Genomic DNA, 16137 nt, shown 5'->3' with positions numbered 1-16137 from the left:
CTCAGCCGCCCTGCGTGGAGTTGCGCTGCAGGATGTTGGAGAACTCCTCGATGAAGGTCTCCAGCGTGATCGCCGTGCGGTCGATCTGGCGCGCGAAACGGTTGTAGGCCAGCACCGCCGGAATGGCAGCGAACAGGCCGATGGCGGTGGCCACCAGCGCCTCCGCGATGCCCGGTGCCACGGTGGCCAGCGTCACCTGCTGCAGGTTGGACAGGCCGACGAAGGCATGCATGATCCCCCAGATGGTGCCGAACAGGCCCACATACGGCGACACCGAGCCGACCGACGCGAGGAAGGACAGGTTGCTTTCCATCGCGTCCAGCTCGCGCTGGAAGCTGGCGCGCATCGCGCGGCGGGCGGCGTCCAGCAGCGCGCTGGAGTCGGCCACGCGCTTCTCGCGCAACTTCAGGAACTCGCGCATGCCGGACGCAAAGATGCGCTCCAGCGGCGCGCCGTCCTGGCGGTTGCCCACCGACTGGTAGAGGTCGTTGAGGTTCTTGCCGCTCCAGAACTCGGACTCGAAGGCGTCGTTGCGGCGCTTGATCTGGCCCAGGCCGATGAGCTTGCCGAAGATGACGCTCCAGCTCGCAAGCGACACGAGCAGCAGGCCGGCGATGACGAGCTGCACCGCCAGGCTGGCGTGCATGATCAGGGAGACGATGGAGAGGTCTTGGTTCATGAAGCGATCGCCGCGATGACGGCGTCAGGGAGGCGTTGGGGTTTCAGGTCTTGGGCGCGAACGCAGCCGATGCGGATCTCACCCTCGGCCAGCAGCGTGTCGCCGCGCAGCGCGCGCTGGCGCACGACAAGGCTGGCGCGGCCGGCCGGTTCGGGTTCGACGGTGATGGTCAGCAGGTCGTCCAGCCGTGCCGGCGCCGCATAGCGCAGGCTGGTGGCGGCGACGACGAACATGAGGCCGGTGTCCTCGCGCAGCTGGTGCTGTTCGACACCGGCCGCGCGCAGCCACTCGGTGCGGGCGCGCTCGAAGAACTTCAGGTAGTTGGCGTAGAACACGATGCCGCCAGCATCGGTGTCCTCCCAGTACACGCGGACCGGCCAATTGAAGCTCATGCCAGCACCTCGCGGAGGCGGGCCACCGCTTCCTGCAGGTCTTCAAGCGAGGAGGCGAACGACAGTCGCATCCAGCGTTGCGGGTCGGCCAGGCCGAAGTCGCGCCCCGGCGTCAGCGCGACCTGGGCGCTCTGCAGCAGCTCATGCGCGAAGGCCCAGCTGTCGGCATGAAAGCGCGACACATCCATCCACGCGTAGAACGCGCCGTCGGGCGCGACCGGCACGGTGAGGCCCAGCGCATTGAGCGCCGGCACGATGTAGTCCCGGCGTTCGCGCAGCACGGCGCGACGGCGCTCGAACTCAGCGATGGACGCCGGCTCGAAGCAGGCCAGCGCCGCCTTCTGCGCCAGCGTGGACGGGCAGATGTAGAGGTTCTGCGCCAGCCGCTCGATGGCGGGCACGAGGGCCGGCGGCAGCACCAGCCAGCCCAGCCGCCAGCCGGTCATGCCGAAGTACTTGGAGAAGCTGTTGACCGACACGATGTCGTCGCCCAGCCCGTCCGGCAGCCCGAGCGCGCTGCGGCCGAAATGGTCTTCGTAACTCAGCGGCAGGTAGATCTCGTCGACGACCGTGACGCCACCGCGCTCGCGCACGAAGCCGGCGATGTCCGCCAGCACCTCGGGCGCGATGGACGTGCCGGTGGGGTTGCTGGGTGAGGCCAGCAGCACGCCGCGCGTGGCCGACGTCCAGGCGTCACGCACCTGCTGCGCGCCAAGCTGGAAGCGCTCCGCCGCACCGGTGGGCAGCAGGCGCGGCGTGGCGTCCGCCGCCGTCACGAAGTGGCGGTTGCAGGGGTAGCAGGGATCGGGCATCAGCACCTCGTCGCCGCGCTCGAAGAGCGCGAGGCAGGCGAGCTGCAGGCCGGCCGAGGCGCCCGCCGTGATGGCGATGCGCTCGGGCGCAATGGCCAGGCCGAAGCGCTGGCCATACCAGCGCGAGATGGCGTCACGCAGTGCCGGCAGGCCCAGCGCGTCGGTGTAGGGCGTGTCGCCCTGCGCAATGCGGGCGACGGCATCACGCACGGCGGGAGCGGCGCCGAAGTCGGGCTCGCCGATGTTGAGCCGGATCATGCGCCGGCCGCCGCGGGCCGGGTCGCACAGCGGGCCAGCCGCGAGCTGCGCCGCCGCCTTGGCCAGCTCCATCACATAGAAAGGCTCGATGCGGTCCAGCCGCGCTGCCAGTCTCATCAGCGCTTGGCGGTGACCTCGAGGGGGCGCAGGTCCACGGCCGCGCGGTCCAGCACGCCGTTGACGTACTTGTGGCCGTCGGTGCCGCCGAAGGACTTGGCCAGCTCCACCGCCTCGTTGATGGCGACCTTGTACGGGATGTCCAGGCAGTGCTTGAGCTCGTAGGCGCCGATCATCAGGATGCCGTGTTCGATGGGCGACAGCTCGGTCGTCTTGCGGTCGACATGGCGGGACAGGATGGCGTCCAGGTCGGCGGCCTCGTGCACGCAGCCGCCCAGCAGCGCCTCGTAGTGCTTCAGGTCGAGCTTGGCGTAGCCCTCCTGCTCACGGCCCAGCGCAATGATGGCGCCGATGTCTTCACCGGTCAGCAGCCACTGGTAGAGGCCTTGCAACGCTGCTTCGCGCGAGCGGCGGCGGGCAGACTTGACGGCCGGCTTCTTGCCGGCGGGCTTGTTGGCCGTCTTGGGTGCGGTCTTGTTGGGGGTGTTCACTCGATTTCTTTCAGCAGATTGGCCATCTCGACGGCCACACGGGCGGCATCGCGGCCCTTGGGCTCGGCGCGGGCCCACGCCTGGGCCTCGTTCTCGACGGTCAGGATGGCGTTGGCGATCGGGATGCCGTGATCCAGCCCGATGCGGGTGACGGCCGAGCCGCTCTCGTTGGCGACCAACTCGAAGTGATAGGTCTCGCCGCGGATGATGCAGCCCAGCGCGATGAGGGCGTCGTAATCGTTGGTCTCGGCCAGCGCCTGCAGCGCCAGCGGCACCTCCAGCGCGCCGGGGACGGTCACGTGGCGGATGGCCTCTGCCGGCACGCCCAGCACCGACAACTCCGCCAGGCACGCGCTGGCGAGCGCAGAAGTGATGGCATCGTTGAAACGGGCCTGCACGATGGCGACGCTGAGGTCGCTGCCGTCGAGGGCGCCCTCGAAACTGGGCCGGCCTTGGTCGGAGTCTTGCATCTCAGGTCTCTCGCGTCAGCAGGAAGGGGAGGTGACGAAGCCGGTCACTTCCAGTCCGTAGCCGGTCATGCTGGGCATGCGGCGCGGGCTGCCGAGCAGCTTCATGTGGTGCACACCCAGCGCCTTCAGGATCTGGGCGCCAACGCCATAGGTGCGCAGGTCCATCGCGCCGCGCGCGGGCGCGGCCGGTTTGGCGTCGCGCGCACGGGCCAGCACGCCGGCAGCGTCTTCGCCGCAGTTCAGCAGCACGGCGACGCCCGCCGGGCCGGCCTTGATGGCTGCCAGCGCCGCCGGCAAGCCCCAGGAGTGGCCGCAGGAACCCGCCTCCAGAAGGTCCATGACCGACAGCGGCTCATGCACCCGCACCAGCACTTCGTCGTCACGTCGCCAGGCGCCATGCGTCAGCGCGAGGTGGGTGCCGCCGGTGCGGTCGGTAAAGACGTGGCAGTCGAACTCGCCCTGTGCGGTCGCCAGCGGACGCTGGGCGACGCGGTTGACGAGGCTCTCGTTGCGGCTGCGGTACTCGATCAGGTCGGCGATGGTGCCGATCTTCAGGCCATGTTCGGCAGCGAAGATCTCCAGATCCGGCAGGCGCGCCATCGTGCCGTCGTCCTTCATGATCTCGCAGATCACCGAAGTCGCCGACAGGCCAGCCATGCGGGCCAGGTCGCAGCCGGCCTCGGTGTGACCGGCGCGCATCAGCACGCCGCCATCCTGCGCCTGCAGCGGGAAGATATGGCCGGGCTGCACCAGATCGCTGGCCTTGGCATTGGCGGCGACGGCTGCCTGCACGGTGCGGGCGCGGTCGGCCGCCGAGATGCCGGTTGTGACGCCCGTGGCCGCCTCGATGGACACCGTGAAGGCCGTGCCGTGCTGCGTGCCGTTGCGGCGCGTCATGGGCGGCAGTTGCAGGCGCTCGCAGTGCTCGCGCGGGAGCGTCAGGCAGATGAGGCCGCGGCCGTGCTTGGCCATGAAGTTGATGGCCTCAGGCGTGACGAGGTCGGCGGCGAGAACGAGGTCGCCCTCGTTTTCACGGTCTTCTTCGTCGACGAGGATGACCATGCGGCCGGCGGCCAACTCGGCGACCAGCTCGGGGATGGGAGAGATGGGCATAGCCGGTGATTGTAGGTGGCGACCCTAGGTTGGGCGCAGCCGAAGGCGAAGATCTGCACCGAGGGGCATGGCTTCCACGAGCCGCCAGCGCCGGGCCTGATCCAGCCCCGCCAGCGGCTGCAGTGTCGCCAGCGGTCGCCCCTCGCCGATGAGCAGCGGCGCCTGGTAGATCAGCAGTTCATCCACGAGCCCTGCGTCGAGGAAGGCGCCGGACAGCGTCGGGCCGGCTTCCACGTGCAACTCATTGATACCCTGACGGCCCAGATCGGCCAGCAGTGCCGGCAGGTCGGCTCGACCCGGGCCGATGACGCGGGCCTCGCCCGGCGGCTGCAGGATGCGCGCGTGCGCGGACAGGCGCTGTTGTGGGTCGAGCACGATGCGCAGCGGCTGCTTGACGGTCGGCACCAGGCGCACATCCAAGCGGGGATCGTCGGCCAGCACGGTGCCGATGCCTGTCAGCACGGCGCCCGCACGGCGTCGCCAGGCATGACCGTCAGTGCGCGCGGCCTCGCCGGTGATCCATTGGCTGCGCCCGTCCGGCAACGCCGTGCGCCCGTCCAGCGAGATGGCGGATTTCAAGCGCACAAACGGGCGGCCGCGTTGCATGCGAGAAAAGAAGCCGATGTTCAGCTCACGCGCCACATCGGCGGTGGCGGCATCTGCGAGTTCGACGGCGATGCCGGCGGCCTGCAGGCGCGCCAGGCCCTGGCCCGCCACCTGCGGATTGGGATCGGCCACGGCGACGACGACGCGCGCGACACCGGCGGCGATGAGCGCGTCGCAGCAGGGCGGCGTGCGGCCATGGTGCGAGCAGGGTTCCAGCGTGACGATGGCGATGGCGCCGCGCACGTCGTGGCCGCGTGCGGCCGCATCGCGCAGCGCCATGACCTCGGCATGCGCCTGACCGGCAGCCTGTGTATGGCCAGAACCCAGTTCGCTGCCGTCAGCGCTCAGCAGCACACAGCCGACACGCGGGTTGGGATCGGTCAGGCCGATGGCTTGCGAAGCGAGCGAGAGGGCGCGCTGCAGCGCGGCGTCAATGTCGAGAGTGGGCATGCGCCCAGTCTAGCCAGCCCCGGGCTCAGGGCTGCATCTGCGCGGTCGAGTAGTCGACGAAGACGCCTGCGCTCGGATCGGGTGCCGGCGCCACGGGGCACATCACATCGCCGCGAACGACCAGAAAGTTCTGCCGCGCAAGCGAGTAGCTGACTCGCTGATAGGCCGCCGGGTGCTCCTCGTTGTCGATCTTGTCCAGCCCTTCGGGATCGGTCGTCGGGATGTGCGTGTAGCCGTTGCCGTTGTAGTCGGCGCTGTAGCGGCAGACCTTGTAGGTGCTGCTCGTGGTGCCCACACTCAAGCCGGTCAGCAGCAGCTGGCCCCACCAGTTGCGTGGGGACTGGGTGTTGGGATGCACCAAGCACGAGTAGTTCACCAGCGTGCGGGTTGTCACGCCGGGCTCGGGCGCGTCACTGAAGCACACATGGTTGGGCGTGACCGGATAGTCGCGCCCAGGCGCAAGCACGAGCACACCATTGACGCGGGTCTTGAACTGGCTGGGCGTGAGGTTCAGGCTCGCATTCAGCGGCTGCGGCAGGGCCGTGGACGAAGGCGCTGTGGCATCCGGCGTGTCGCCGAAGGCAAAGCGAATCGTTCCGCTGATGAGGTAGCCGACGGTGTTGTTGCGGCATGACTCGACATCGTTGGCGGTCAGCGTCGACACGGCCTGATCGACCGGAATCTCGCAGACGCCAGTGATGACGCCGGTGCGGTTGTTGAAGACCCACACGGCCGTGCTGCTGCCGCCAGGCCGGAAGGCGCTGGCGCCGTTGCCGAGGTCCTTGGCAGAGGTCGGAATCACCGGATTGCGCTTGTCCGGCAGACGCAAGCCGCTGCTGGGCGGCGCCACCCCTATGGCAAGTGCGAATACAGGGTCTGCCCTGGAGATGATGCTGTCCAGCACCAGCTGCTGCGGTGCGCCGCTGCGGTCTTGCCACCCCACCTTCACGGTCACCGCCTGGGCCCGCAAGGTCTGCGGCTCGTTCACGCCGGCAGGAAGCGTGACACCTTGCACGAGCGGCCTGACCGTGCGAGCCAACTCGAACACAGCGTTGGTGTTTTGCGCGGCCACGGTGCGGTCGGCCACGGCAGCCAGCAGGTCCTGGTCGTAGTCACGCACGTTCGCAGCGGCGCCTGCTGCCTTGGTCAGGGTCGAGAAACTGCGCAGCGACTCCATCTCGGCCTGAGCGATGCGCATGGCCTCACCACGCTGCTTGGCGATGTCGCCGCTGTAGCGCAGATTGCCCAGGAGACCGACCAGCGCCACCATGCCGAAGGACATGACGACGAGGGCGACCAGCGCCTCGATCAAGGTGACGCCACGCTGGGCTTGCATCCGTCGACGCAACATCATGACTGTCCTTACTTCCCGTCAATCCAGCTGCCGGACACGCGGACAAAGCTGCCCATGCGGTTGCGGAGATGGTCAGCGACCGTCTGTTGATAGGCAATGTCCATGCGCCCGGAGGTCTGCAGGTTGCCCCCGACGAGCAGGATGCCGTTGATCAAGGACGGCAGGCCGGTGTCGTTGGCCCAACTGACGTTACCGGGCGTGACCAGCATGCCGTTGAGCTGGAAGGGACCGTCGAGCGTGACATCACCCGTCGCCACGATCAGCAGCGGGTCATTCACGCTGCCAAGCACACGGTTGCTGCCGATCGACAGCGTGCCCGACACCCACACCATGCGCTGACCGGCAGCGTAGGCCGCTGCCAAGTCCGCGCTGCAATCGCCGTTGCAGGCCAGCGTGCGCAGCGCGGCATGCTGAGGGTAACGAGCCAAGCTGGTGCCCATGTACATCATGAACACGGCCTCGGCGCTGGCCGCACCGAGGCCCGCGTCCCCTTGGAGGATGGCCTGACTGACCGCAGAGCCTGGCACTGTGTCCAGCCGCGATTCGACCGGGCTCGTCCAAGCGCCGCCAATGGTGGCGAGCAGACCCGACGAGCGCGCGTCACTGTTGTGCAAGCCAAGGCCGGCCCCGCTGCTGTTCACATGCCCTTTCACAACCAGCGGAGCGGCGGGCGGCGTGCGCACCGCACTGACCAGTCCGACCAGCACAGTCGCGCGCGCAAACCCGATCTGCGACTTGCTGAGCTTGATGCGGTTGACGTCTTCCAGGCACCTGTCGACAACACTGTCGGTACAGCCCAGCCCGATCAATTCCATCGTCCCGCTGCGCTTCGCCTCCCGAAACCGGATAGCGAAGCTGGGGGTCATCTGATCGCCACCCAAGGATTCACGAGGGACGCGGTCGGCATCGGCCTGAGGACAACGACAGGCCCAGCCCCCGTTGGCCACGTCACGAGCGCAATCCACCAACTGGGGCACAGCGGGGCGGATGCGCGACGTCAAGCGCCGGTCGGACAGGTCGAACGCCAGGTATTTGTCAGCAAAGCGCTGCCCTGCGTTCTCGACAGGCTTGCAGTTGGCGTCTACGGCAGTGCCATTGAGCTGCGCCAGCGTCCATTCCACAGCGCCTTCTGCAGCCTCCTGGGCCAAGCCTGCACGGATGTAGCTGGTTGCCACACGTTGCTCAAACAGCAGGCTGCGATTGGCGTAAGCCGCCAACAGCGCCATGATCAGGAACAGCATCATCACGACCACCAAGGTGGCCGCACCACGCTGCCCGTGCTGACCGGTGCGCAGGGCCGAGTTCATGCGGGGCAAGCTCCAGTGATCTGATCAGCGCGCACACGCTCGGTACCCGACAGCGTGCGTCGCACCCGTGCATCGTGCTTCGCCTCCCCGACGATCGTGAAGCGAACCTGCCGAACCGCCACAGTCGGGCAGGCGTTGGCGCCGCCCGCCACGCTGCAAGGCACCTCACAGAAGTCTGGGACCGGCGTGGTCTGTTCGATCAGCTCGATGTTGAAGGCGGTGATGAGCAAGGTGTCCGGATCCGTGATGGGCTGCCAGTTGTCCTTGCCATCGACCAAGCCGACCCGCAGGTAGAGCGTCTTGCCTTCTGCACTCCATTTCACGCCGAAGTGTTCGGCACTGCGGGGATCCGGGGCGCCGCTTTGCTCGTCGATGATGCGCGCGTACGTGTAGGTAACGATGCGCGCGCCTTGTTCGCTTACCACCGACAGCGGCGCATACGTGTTCGCTGACGCCAGAGCTTCGGCCGTCTCAGCCGTCGTTCCAACGGCGGTGGGCGGCGCCCACACGCTGCGCTCCACCAAGCCGCGAAAGCCAGCACGTCGGATGTCCAACTGCAGCAGATCTGCTGCGGTACGCAGGTCCTGCTGGATCTGCGTCTCCAACATCAGCCGCCGGTGTTCCGTGATCTGATTGACAGCCACCAGCGATGCGCCGGCTGCCACGATCAAGCCGACGGTGATACCCACCATCAACTCGACCAAGCCCATGCCGCGCTGGCTCATCGACGCTCTCAATTGCATGCAGGGAACCCGCCAATGCTGCCGTCGGGCGAGCAGGTGCGCACCCGTCCGGCGTGGTTGTATTCGACATGCAGCACCGCGTTGGACTTGACGCCTTTCACGACGATTCTGAGGTTGCTCACGTCGGTCTTGTAGACGCCTCGTTCGATGGTGACGATGTAGTTCACCCATCCCCATTGGGCAACTGACTCGTCAACTGAAAAACGAACCGATGACGAATGCGGCAGCAAGTATTCACGCACCAAGGCGGACGAGCCGATGGAACAGACTTTGCTGATTGCGCGGTCGCAGCGGCAGGTATCGCCAACCTCCGCGGTGCTCATGCGCAAACAACTGAAGGCCCCCACCCGCTCTGGGACGGGCTGCATGTGAAGCCGGATCGGATTGGTCTGCAGGGCCGACTCCGATCGGGCTTGTGAAAACAGGCTGGCCACCTCACCCGCAACCGCAACCACGCGCCTGCGTTCCATCATGTTGGTGAGGGAAGGCGTGGCCACGGCCAGCAAGATTCCCGCGATTGCGACGGCAACCAACATCTCTACCAGCGTCAGGCCGGCCAGCGTCAAACGGGGACCAGGGCGCCGCATATCAATGCCGCCAGCAGTTCTGCGCCGTCGTGTCATCGCCGGCAAGGTTTTCGGAGGCGTAGCTGTAAACCGAGCCGTCAAGCTTCAGCTTCAGCACCTGGCAATCCTTGTCATAGGCTTGCGGGCTGTTCGTGCGAGGCGTGGCGGTCAGGACGTATCCCGTCGAATAGGCCGGCTCACCCAAGCCTTCCATCGTGACCTCGTAGTACTTGTGCGCTGCCGCCAGAGTGGCTTCCATGCCGAGACCTTCGGAACCGAAGCTGCTGGCATACAGGGTACGGTTTGAACGGTAGCGCTCCTGCGCTTGCATGACCGACGTCAGCGCCGCAATCGCGTCTGCCCGCCGCCCGCGCGCCACCATGGACGTGAACGCGGGGTAGGCCACTGCCGCAAGAATGCCGGCCACGACAACGGCGACCATCAGTTCAACCAGCGTGAATCCGCAAGAACGGCGGGTGGCGTGAGGATTCATGTGTGACATTTTCAACAGGCTGTTCGACACGAGAGGTTACAAGCGCGCCGCTCGTCCGCCTTCCGCGACCGCTGGTCGCAGGCCACCACGATCAAGGGGTTCACGCACACTTCGGCATGCCAGCGAGTTTGACGCCGCTGTAGCAGTGCCGAACACGGCCGGTGATGGCGATGACCTGACGGATGCCGGCCCCGCCAGCCAAGCTCACCTCGATGCTCCCCGTCTGGGTCACCAAACCTTGCCGATGCTGGAATTGCAGGGTTTCGGCGTTGCTGCGCAGCCGCATCGCATGCTGGGTTGGCAGCCATTCCGCCTTGATCACGGCGCTGCCCGGCGCTGTACAGGCAGCTTGGCCGCCTGCGCAGTCGCAGTCGTTGCGATTGCCGATGTAGACGACATAGCAAGCTTGTGCACCCTTGCCGCTGACGCGGAAGTACACCGAATCGCTGAGCCGAGCGGCCTCAGCCCGCGCCAAACGCAGATCGTCACCCAGCGCATCAGCCACGGCCCGCAATGCACGCTCCTGGTGCATCTTGGTCAGCGCCGGCAATGCCTGACCTGCAAGGGCACCCACAATGCCGAGACCCACACACAACTCGACCAGCGTGAAGCCGGCATTGGCAGACTTGGGAGCGACGGCGAAGGGCGTGCGGTTCATGTTGCTTCCTGAGGTTCGTTGGCGATGAACGAACTCTAGGAAGCACCCAGTCCTACGTCTTTCCCCCTTAAGGCGGATCGAGGGGGGATGGGCGGCCAAGGCATCCCCCCGACACCCCCTGAAGGGGGATAGGGAAACCCCGCGTTAAATTTCCCGAATCAGCTGACGGAACTCGTCAACGTCCTCGAAGCTGCGATAGACCGACGCGAAGCGGACGTAGGCGACCTTGTCGATGCGCTTGAGCTCGCGCATCACGAGTTCGCCCAGCCGCGTCGACGCGATCTCACGGGCGCCGCTGGCCAACAGCTTTTCTTCGATGCGGTTGATGGCTGCGTCGATCTGCTCGACGCTGACCGGCCGCTTGCGCAGCGCCAGTTGCATGGATGCCCGCAACTTGGCGGCATCGAAATCGGCGCGCCGCCCATCTTTCTTGACGACGGACGGCAGCGCGATATCAGCCCGCTCATAGGTCGTGAAGCGCTTGTCGCAGGACAAGCAGCGGCGCCGGCGCCTGACAACGTCGCCCTCGTCGGATTCCCGGGTCTCAGCGACCTGGGTTTCGGTGTGAGAGCAGAACGGACAGCGCATGAGAACCGCTTAGCCGCGGTAGACCGGGAAGGCCGACGTCAGCGCAGCCACCTTCTCGCGCACGGCGGCCAGGTTGGCCTCGTCGTGCGGCTTGTCCAGCACGTCGGCGATCAGGTGGGCCGTGGCGCGCACCTGTTCTTCCTTGAAGCCGCGCGTCGTCATGGCCGGCGTACCCAGGCGGATGCCGCTGGTGACCATAGGCTTTTGCGGGTCGTTCGGGATGCCATTCTTGTTGCAGGTCATGTGGGCGGCGCCCAGGATGGCCTCGGCTTCCTTGCCGGTCAGGTTCTTGGGGCGCAGGTCCACGAGCATCACGTGGCTCTCGGTGCCGCCGGAGACGATGCGCAGGCCGCGCTCGATCAGCGTGTCGGCCAGCACCTTGGCGTTCTTGACGACCTGCTGCTGGTAGGCCTTGAACTCGGGCGACAGCGCTTCCTTGAAGGCCACGGCCTTGCCGGCGATGACGTGCATCAGCGGGCCGCCCTGGATGCCGGGGAAGATCGCCGAGTTGATCTTCTTGGCGATGTCTTCCTTGTTCGTAAGGATGATGCCGCCGCGCGGGCCGCGCAGGCTCTTGTGCGTCGTGGACGTGACGACGTCGGCATGCGGCAGCGGGTTCGGGTAGACGCCCGCGGCGATCAGGCCGGCGTAATGCGCCATGTCGACCATGAAGTAGGCGCCGATCTCCTTGGCGATCTTGCCGAAGCGCTCGAAGTCGATGCGCAGCGAGTAGGCGGAGGCGCCAGCGATGATCAGCTTGGGCTTCTTCTCGCGGGCGAGAGCTTCCATCGCGTCGTAGTCGATGGCTTCGTTGGCGTCCAGGCCGTAGCTGATGACGTTGAACCACTTGCCACTCATGTTCAGCGGCATGCCGTGGGTCAGGTGGCCGCCTTCGGCGAGGCTCATGCCCATGATGGTGTCGCCGGGCTGAAGCAGCGCGAAGAACACGCCCTGGTTGGCCTGCGAGCCGGAGTTGGGCTGCACGTTGGCGAACTCGGCGCCGAACAGTTGCTTCAGGCGGTCGATGGCCAGTTGCTCGGCCACGTCGACGTACTCGCAGCCACCGTAGTAGCGCTTGCCGGGGTAGCCCTCGGCGTACTTGTTGGTCAGCTGGCTGCCCTGGGCTTCCATGACGGCCGGCGAGGTGTAGTTCTCGCTGGCGATCAGCTCGATGTGGTCTTCCTGGCGGCGGGTTTCGTTCTGGACGGCCGTCCAGAGCTCAGGGTCGACCAGGGCGAGGGTGGAGTTGGTGCGGTCAAACATGGCAGGTATTCCGAAGGTCAGGCGGTAAATCCCGGTCGCCCACGAGCAGGCGCGACGAACCAGGCTGCCCAGGCGAACGGCTGAAAGCGGTGAAGGGTCACCCTCGGCCGCCTCACGCTCCCCGGTGGTGGCCCACCTCAGGACAGCTTGTGCCCCTGATCGCCAGTCGCGTGAGCGTCCAGTGTAATTCAGCGCAGCAGCGCGATCTGCGCCGCATCGGGCGCCGTGGACGGCGTGGAGGCGGCATCGCGCGGCGGGCGCAGCGTCGGCGTTGCATTCGGCGACACCGAGCGGCCAGAGGTCACTGCTTTCAACAGATCGTGCTCGGCCAGTACCCGGGCGGTGTAACCAGTGTCCTCCGGCAAGTTGGCGGCGCCGACGTAGAAGCGCAGGCCTTCCTCCAGGCTGCCAGCTCGCTGGATGCACTCCTTGAGCACTTGCACGCCAACGCGCAGGTTGGTCACTGGGTCGAACGCGGCCAGCGTGCCACCAAACGCTTCGTACTTGTCGTCGTGCACGCGGGTCATGACCTGCATCAGGCCTTGCGCGCCGACGGCGCTCTGCGCGAACGGGTTGAAGCGCGACTCGATGGCCATGATGGCCAGGATCAACGTCGGCTCGACCTTGGCGCGGTTGCCCACGGCCCAGGCTTCCTGCACGAGGCGGCTGATGGGCTCTGGCGCCACGCTATAGCGGCGCGCCAGCCAGTGAGCGACGGCCGCCTGCTGGCGGCTCAATTCCTTAGGGTCGGTGGCGGTGGCTCGGGCAACCGCATCGGGTTCGGCAGCCGCCAGCAGCGTGTTGCCCTCGGCCTCGGCGCGCGCCTCCTGGCGGGCGTTGAGCCAGCCCAGGGCGGACGATTCCAGCTTGTGGCGCAAACCGGCCTGGCTGGAGAACACCAACAGCACCGACACCACGGCCAGGCCCAGCAAGGCCAGCGTGTTGTGGCTGACCACCAGCAGACCGTTGCCGATGTCCTTCACGAACAGCGACGCCGAATCGCGCGTCAGGCGCGCCAGGCTGATGAGATCTTGACGTGTCGTCATGCGACTCCTTGGTGTCGCGGCCCGCCACAGACGCCGCACTAGCGACGGCCTGGATGGGGCGACAGTGATAATTTGCCGGCCATCGGCACGCGGTCTGCGGCTTTCAGATGCCCGCCACGTGCGGCCGTTTGGGTTCCGTAGAAACCCGAGGTGTGCGGATTCTAGGGTTTGAAGATAACCCGTCAAGGCTGTTTCAGCCAATCAAAACTACTTTCAGTTATGAAATACAGCGACCTGCGGGACTTCATTGCCGGCTTGGAATGCCTGGGTGAGCTCAAGCGTGTGCGTGAAAACGTCTCGCCCATGCTGGACATGACGGCGCTCAGCGACCGCGTGCTGCGCGCGGGCGGACCGGCATTGCTGTTCGAGAACCCGACCGGGCACTCGACGCCCGCCTTGACCAACCTTTTCGGGACAACGCGCCGCGTCGCATTGGGCATGGGCGCGGACTCTCTGGCCGATTTGCGGGACGTCGGCCGGGTGCTGGCCAGCCTCAAGGAACCCGAGCCGCCCAAGGGCTTGAAGGACGCTGGCAAGCTGCTGCAGATGGCCAAGGCGCTGTGGGACATGAAGCCCGCCGTGCAGCGCAAGGCGCCTTGCCAGGAAGAGGTGTTCGAAGCTGCCGACATCGACCTCGGCCGCCTGCCCATCCAGCATTGCTGGCCGGACGATGCGGCCCCGCTGATCACGTGGGGCCTGGTCATCACGCGCGGCCCGACGCGCACCCGCCAGAACCTTGGCATCTACCGCCAGCAGCTCATCGGGCCGCGCCAACTCATCATGCGCTGGCTCGCACACCGCGGCGGCGCGTTGGACTTCCGCGACTTCGCGTTGGCCAACCCGGGTCAGCCGTTCCCCATCGCGGTGGCGCTGGGCGCGGACCCGGCCACCATCCTGGGCGCGGTCACTCCGGTGCCGGACAGCCTGTCGGAATATCAATTCGCCGGTCTGCTGCGCGGCTCGCGGACGGAGCTGGTCAACACCGGCGTCGGCGGCGACAAGCCGCTTCAGGCGCCGGCTTCCGCCGAAATCGTGCTGGAAGGCCACATCCCGCCGGCGCCGGCCGGCTACACCGGCGTCAGCGAGCGCGGCGTGCCGCTGAAGGAGAAGGGCGGCTACCTGCACGCGCTGGAAGGCCCGTTCGGCGACCACACCGGTTACTACAACGAGCAGGACTGGTTTCCCGTCTTCGAGATCACGCGCCAGACCCAGCGCGCCCACCCGATCTACCACTCCACCTACACCGGCAAGCCGCCGGACGAGCCGGCCATCCTGGGCGTGGCACTGAACGAGGTGTTTGTGCCCATCCTTCAGAAGCAGTTCCCGGAGATCGTCGATTTCTATCTGCCGCCGGAGGGCTGCAGCTACCGGATGGCCGTCGTGTCCATCAAGAAGAGCTACCCCGGCCACGCCAAGCGGCTGATGTTCGGCATCTGGAGCTTCCTGCGCCAGTTCATGTACACCAAGTTCATCGTCGTCGTGGACGACGACATCGACACGCGCAACTGGCAGGAGGTGATCTGGGCCATCACGACGCGCATGGACCCGGTGCGCGACACGACGCTGGTGGACAGCACGCCCATCGACTACCTGGACTTCGCGTCACCCGTCAGCGGCCTCGGCGGCAAGATGGGGCTGGACGCCACCAACAAATGGCCCGGCGAGACGGACCGCGAATGGGGGCGCGGCATCACGCTGCCGCCGGACGTCACCGCGCGCGCCGAAGCGCTATACGGACAAATCTTCTTGAAGCCGTGATGTTGCTCGCCTATCGTTCTCAGGCCTTTTGAGGCAAATCCTCTGGCGCAATCTTTGCGCGCCAGGAGCCCAGCGGCAGATCGCCCTTGAGCCCCAAGGTGGCATCGCCACCCGACCCCGCCCGGCCCGCAAGCCCGGCGGGGTTTCTACTTCTAGCGGCCGCCCGCGCGGGCCATCGCTTCATAGACAACGTAGCGCACACGTTCGAAACCGCTGTGGCTCGGGCACCAGTCGTCCCAGCTCATGGGGCCGGCTGCACGCAGCCCGACGGGCGCGGCCACGATGCGCAGACCCAGCGGTGCGGCCTGGGCCTCGAAGGCGCGCAGTGCCCGCGCCATGTGCTCCTCGTGCGTGACGAGCAACACCTGGCGCACACCGTCCTGCGCCAGCAGCGGCAGTGTGTTGGCGGCGTTTTCCCGGGTGTCCCGCGAACGATCTTCGGCCCAGCGCAAGGGCAGGCCAAAGTCCTCCTGCGCCACGCGGCTGACGATGCTGGCCTCGGACTGCTGCAACTCCCTGGCCGTCCACCCGATGCCGCCAGTGAAACCCAGCGGCCAGCCCGTGCGGCGCGCCAGCCAGACGCCGTAGGCCAGGCGCTCGGCGGTGATCGCCTTCGGCCGGCCCATGCCGTACTCCGGCGCCTGGCGGCGCACGCCACCGCCGAGCACCAGCACGGCGCCATCGCGTTGCTCCTTCAGCGCATCAACCTGGGCCGGCGTCAGCAGCGGCGGCTGGCCGGCCAGGTGGCTCAATGCTTCGCCAGCCACCTCGGTGGTGGACAGCCATCCCAGCACCAGGCCCAGTGCCAGCAAACTGCCGCCGCCGCGACGCGCCTGCTTCAGGCGCCAGCCGCCCCACGCGGCCAGCAGCAGCATCGGCGCCGGTGGCAGCGCGAGCACCAGCAGCAGCGTCTTGAAACCTGAATAGTCGAAGGGAAAGCTCACGGCGCCATCATCGTCGACATCAATAATGC

At 66.9% G+C, this 16137-nt stretch carries 18 protein-coding genes and 1 riboswitch; of the genes, 1 reads left to right on the top strand and 17 read right to left on the bottom strand.

The features are described from left to right. Position 1: 1 nt before the first annotated feature. The 16 genes from tolQ to NYO99_RS04845 form a co-directional block, all read right to left on the bottom strand. Entirely contained in the window at positions 2 to 679 is a 678-nt protein-coding gene (gene tolQ, locus NYO99_RS04920) for a protein TolQ (RefSeq protein WP_268165971.1), read from the bottom strand. Continuing rightward, complete coding sequence (gene ybgC / locus NYO99_RS04915; protein ID WP_268165970.1) at positions 676 to 1071, bottom strand: tol-pal system-associated acyl-CoA thioesterase; 396 nt, start codon at positions 1069 to 1071, stop codon at positions 676 to 678. The genes tolQ and ybgC overlap by 4 nt, the downstream gene beginning before the upstream one ends. Next, positions 1068 to 2258 (bottom strand): pyridoxal phosphate-dependent aminotransferase, encoded by a 1191-nt coding sequence (locus NYO99_RS04910; RefSeq protein WP_268165969.1) that lies wholly within the window; start codon positions 2256 to 2258, stop codon positions 1068 to 1070. Before NYO99_RS04910 ends, ybgC begins: the two co-directional genes overlap by 4 nt. Then, on the bottom strand, positions 2258 to 2749 hold the full coding sequence (gene nusB / locus NYO99_RS04905; protein ID WP_268165968.1) for a transcription antitermination factor NusB: 492 nt from the start codon (positions 2747 to 2749) through the stop codon (positions 2258 to 2260). The genes NYO99_RS04910 and nusB overlap by 1 nt, the downstream gene beginning before the upstream one ends. Further along, positions 2746 to 3219 carry a 6,7-dimethyl-8-ribityllumazine synthase gene (gene ribH, locus NYO99_RS04900; protein ID WP_268165967.1) on the bottom strand — a complete coding sequence of 158 codons (474 nt, stop codon included), beginning with the start codon at positions 3217 to 3219 and terminating at the stop codon, positions 2746 to 2748. Before ribH ends, nusB begins: the two co-directional genes overlap by 4 nt. A gap of 15 nt (positions 3220 to 3234) precedes the next feature. Then, complete coding sequence (gene ribBA / locus NYO99_RS04895) at positions 3235 to 4332, bottom strand: bifunctional 3,4-dihydroxy-2-butanone-4-phosphate synthase/GTP cyclohydrolase II (protein WP_268165966.1); 1098 nt, start codon at positions 4330 to 4332, stop codon at positions 3235 to 3237. A gap of 24 nt (positions 4333 to 4356) precedes the next feature. Continuing rightward, positions 4357 to 5388 carry a bifunctional diaminohydroxyphosphoribosylaminopyrimidine deaminase/5-amino-6-(5-phosphoribosylamino)uracil reductase RibD gene (gene ribD, locus NYO99_RS04890; protein ID WP_268165965.1) on the bottom strand — a complete coding sequence of 344 codons (1032 nt, stop codon included), beginning with the start codon at positions 5386 to 5388 and terminating at the stop codon, positions 4357 to 4359. A gap of 25 nt (positions 5389 to 5413) precedes the next feature. After that, the gene (locus tag NYO99_RS04885; protein WP_268165964.1) at positions 5414 to 6739 is read right to left on the bottom strand and encodes a type IV pilus modification PilV family protein; all 1326 of its coding nucleotides are present in this window, start codon (positions 6737 to 6739) and stop codon (positions 5414 to 5416) included. Between the two features lie 11 nt (positions 6740 to 6750). After that, a complete protein-coding gene (locus NYO99_RS04880) occupies positions 6751 to 8049 on the bottom strand; it encodes a pilus assembly PilX family protein (RefSeq protein ID WP_268165963.1) in 1299 nt (432 codons plus the stop codon). Continuing rightward, the gene (locus NYO99_RS04875; RefSeq protein ID WP_268165962.1) at positions 8046 to 8774 is read right to left on the bottom strand and encodes a PilW family protein; all 729 of its coding nucleotides are present in this window, start codon (positions 8772 to 8774) and stop codon (positions 8046 to 8048) included. The genes NYO99_RS04880 and NYO99_RS04875 overlap by 4 nt, the downstream gene beginning before the upstream one ends. A gap of 8 nt (positions 8775 to 8782) precedes the next feature. Continuing rightward, positions 8783 to 9358, bottom strand: coding sequence for a pilus assembly FimT family protein (locus NYO99_RS04870; RefSeq protein WP_268165961.1), 576 nt, complete (start codon positions 9356 to 9358; stop codon positions 8783 to 8785). Positions 9359 to 9380: 22 nt separating this feature from the next. Beyond that, positions 9381 to 9851 (bottom strand): type IV pilin protein, encoded by a 471-nt coding sequence (locus NYO99_RS04865; protein ID WP_268165960.1) that lies wholly within the window; start codon positions 9849 to 9851, stop codon positions 9381 to 9383. Positions 9852 to 9951: 100 nt separating this feature from the next. Further along, the gene (locus NYO99_RS04860; RefSeq protein ID WP_268165959.1) at positions 9952 to 10509 is read right to left on the bottom strand and encodes a pilus assembly FimT family protein; all 558 of its coding nucleotides are present in this window, start codon (positions 10507 to 10509) and stop codon (positions 9952 to 9954) included. Positions 10510 to 10653: 144 nt separating this feature from the next. Then, positions 10654 to 11097: a transcriptional regulator NrdR gene (gene nrdR, locus NYO99_RS04855; protein WP_056876228.1), complete on the bottom strand. Its 444-nt coding sequence runs from the start codon at positions 11095 to 11097 to the stop codon at positions 10654 to 10656. A gap of 9 nt (positions 11098 to 11106) precedes the next feature. After that, positions 11107 to 12360 carry a serine hydroxymethyltransferase gene (glyA, locus tag NYO99_RS04850; RefSeq protein WP_268165958.1) on the bottom strand — a complete coding sequence of 418 codons (1254 nt, stop codon included), beginning with the start codon at positions 12358 to 12360 and terminating at the stop codon, positions 11107 to 11109. A 59-nt stretch (positions 12361 to 12419) separates the two neighbouring features. Beyond that, positions 12420 to 12540: riboswitch (ZMP/ZTP riboswitch) on the bottom strand. 8 nt (positions 12541 to 12548) lie between these two features. Continuing rightward, positions 12549 to 13406 (bottom strand): lytic transglycosylase domain-containing protein, encoded by an 858-nt coding sequence (locus tag NYO99_RS04845; protein ID WP_268165957.1) that lies wholly within the window; start codon positions 13404 to 13406, stop codon positions 12549 to 12551. A gap of 219 nt (positions 13407 to 13625) precedes the next feature. Here NYO99_RS04845 and ubiD point away from each other — a divergent pair, with 219 nt between their 5' ends. Further along, positions 13626 to 15164: a 4-hydroxy-3-polyprenylbenzoate decarboxylase gene (gene ubiD, locus NYO99_RS04840; protein ID WP_268165956.1), complete on the top strand. Its 1539-nt coding sequence runs from the start codon at positions 13626 to 13628 to the stop codon at positions 15162 to 15164. Between the two features lie 152 nt (positions 15165 to 15316). Here ubiD and NYO99_RS04835 read toward each other — a convergent pair whose 3' ends face one another. Then, entirely contained in the window at positions 15317 to 16108 is a 792-nt protein-coding gene (locus NYO99_RS04835; RefSeq protein ID WP_268165955.1) for a YdcF family protein, read from the bottom strand. Positions 16109 to 16137: the final 29 nt, after the last annotated feature.

Origin of the sequence: Roseateles hydrophilus, from assembly GCF_026712245.1 — a bacterium.
GTDB classification, from domain to species: Bacteria; Pseudomonadota; Gammaproteobacteria; order Burkholderiales; family Burkholderiaceae_C; genus Pelomonas; species Pelomonas hydrophilus.
Note: the sequence above shows the minus strand (reverse complement) of the source record. Positions and strands in the feature narration are given on the sequence as shown.

What these genes read in the sequence shown, in the direction of transcription:
- tolQ (WP_268165971.1), bottom strand. Translation starts at nt 679, where the DNA reads ATGAACCAAGACCTCTCCATCGTCTCCCTGATCATGCACGCCAGCCTG.
- ybgC (WP_268165970.1), bottom strand. Translation starts at nt 1,071, where the DNA reads ATGAGCTTCAATTGGCCGGTCCGCGTGTACTGGGAGGACACCGATGCT.
- NYO99_RS04910 (WP_268165969.1), bottom strand. Translation starts at nt 2,258, where the DNA reads ATGAGACTGGCAGCGCGGCTGGACCGCATCGAGCCTTTCTATGTGATG.
- ribH (WP_268165967.1), bottom strand. Translation starts at nt 3,219, where the DNA reads ATGCAAGACTCCGACCAAGGCCGGCCCAGTTTCGAGGGCGCCCTCGAC.
- ribBA (WP_268165966.1), bottom strand. Translation starts at nt 4,332, where the DNA reads ATGCCCATCTCTCCCATCCCCGAGCTGGTCGCCGAGTTGGCCGCCGGC.
- ribD (WP_268165965.1), bottom strand. Translation starts at nt 5,388, where the DNA reads ATGCCCACTCTCGACATTGACGCCGCGCTGCAGCGCGCCCTCTCGCTC.
- NYO99_RS04885 (WP_268165964.1), bottom strand. Translation starts at nt 6,739, where the DNA reads ATGTTGCGTCGACGGATGCAAGCCCAGCGTGGCGTCACCTTGATCGAG.
- NYO99_RS04880 (WP_268165963.1), bottom strand. Translation starts at nt 8,049, where the DNA reads ATGAACTCGGCCCTGCGCACCGGTCAGCACGGGCAGCGTGGTGCGGCC.
- NYO99_RS04875 (WP_268165962.1), bottom strand. Translation starts at nt 8,774, where the DNA reads ATGAGCCAGCGCGGCATGGGCTTGGTCGAGTTGATGGTGGGTATCACC.
- NYO99_RS04865 (WP_268165960.1), bottom strand. Translation starts at nt 9,851, where the DNA reads ATGAATCCTCACGCCACCCGCCGTTCTTGCGGATTCACGCTGGTTGAA.
- NYO99_RS04860 (WP_268165959.1), bottom strand. Translation starts at nt 10,509, where the DNA reads ATGAACCGCACGCCCTTCGCCGTCGCTCCCAAGTCTGCCAATGCCGGC.
- nrdR (WP_056876228.1), bottom strand. Translation starts at nt 11,097, where the DNA reads ATGCGCTGTCCGTTCTGCTCTCACACCGAAACCCAGGTCGCTGAGACC.
- glyA (WP_268165958.1), bottom strand. Translation starts at nt 12,360, where the DNA reads ATGTTTGACCGCACCAACTCCACCCTCGCCCTGGTCGACCCTGAGCTC.
- NYO99_RS04845 (WP_268165957.1), bottom strand. Translation starts at nt 13,406, where the DNA reads ATGACGACACGTCAAGATCTCATCAGCCTGGCGCGCCTGACGCGCGAT.
- ubiD (WP_268165956.1), top strand. Translation starts at nt 13,626, where the DNA reads ATGAAATACAGCGACCTGCGGGACTTCATTGCCGGCTTGGAATGCCTG.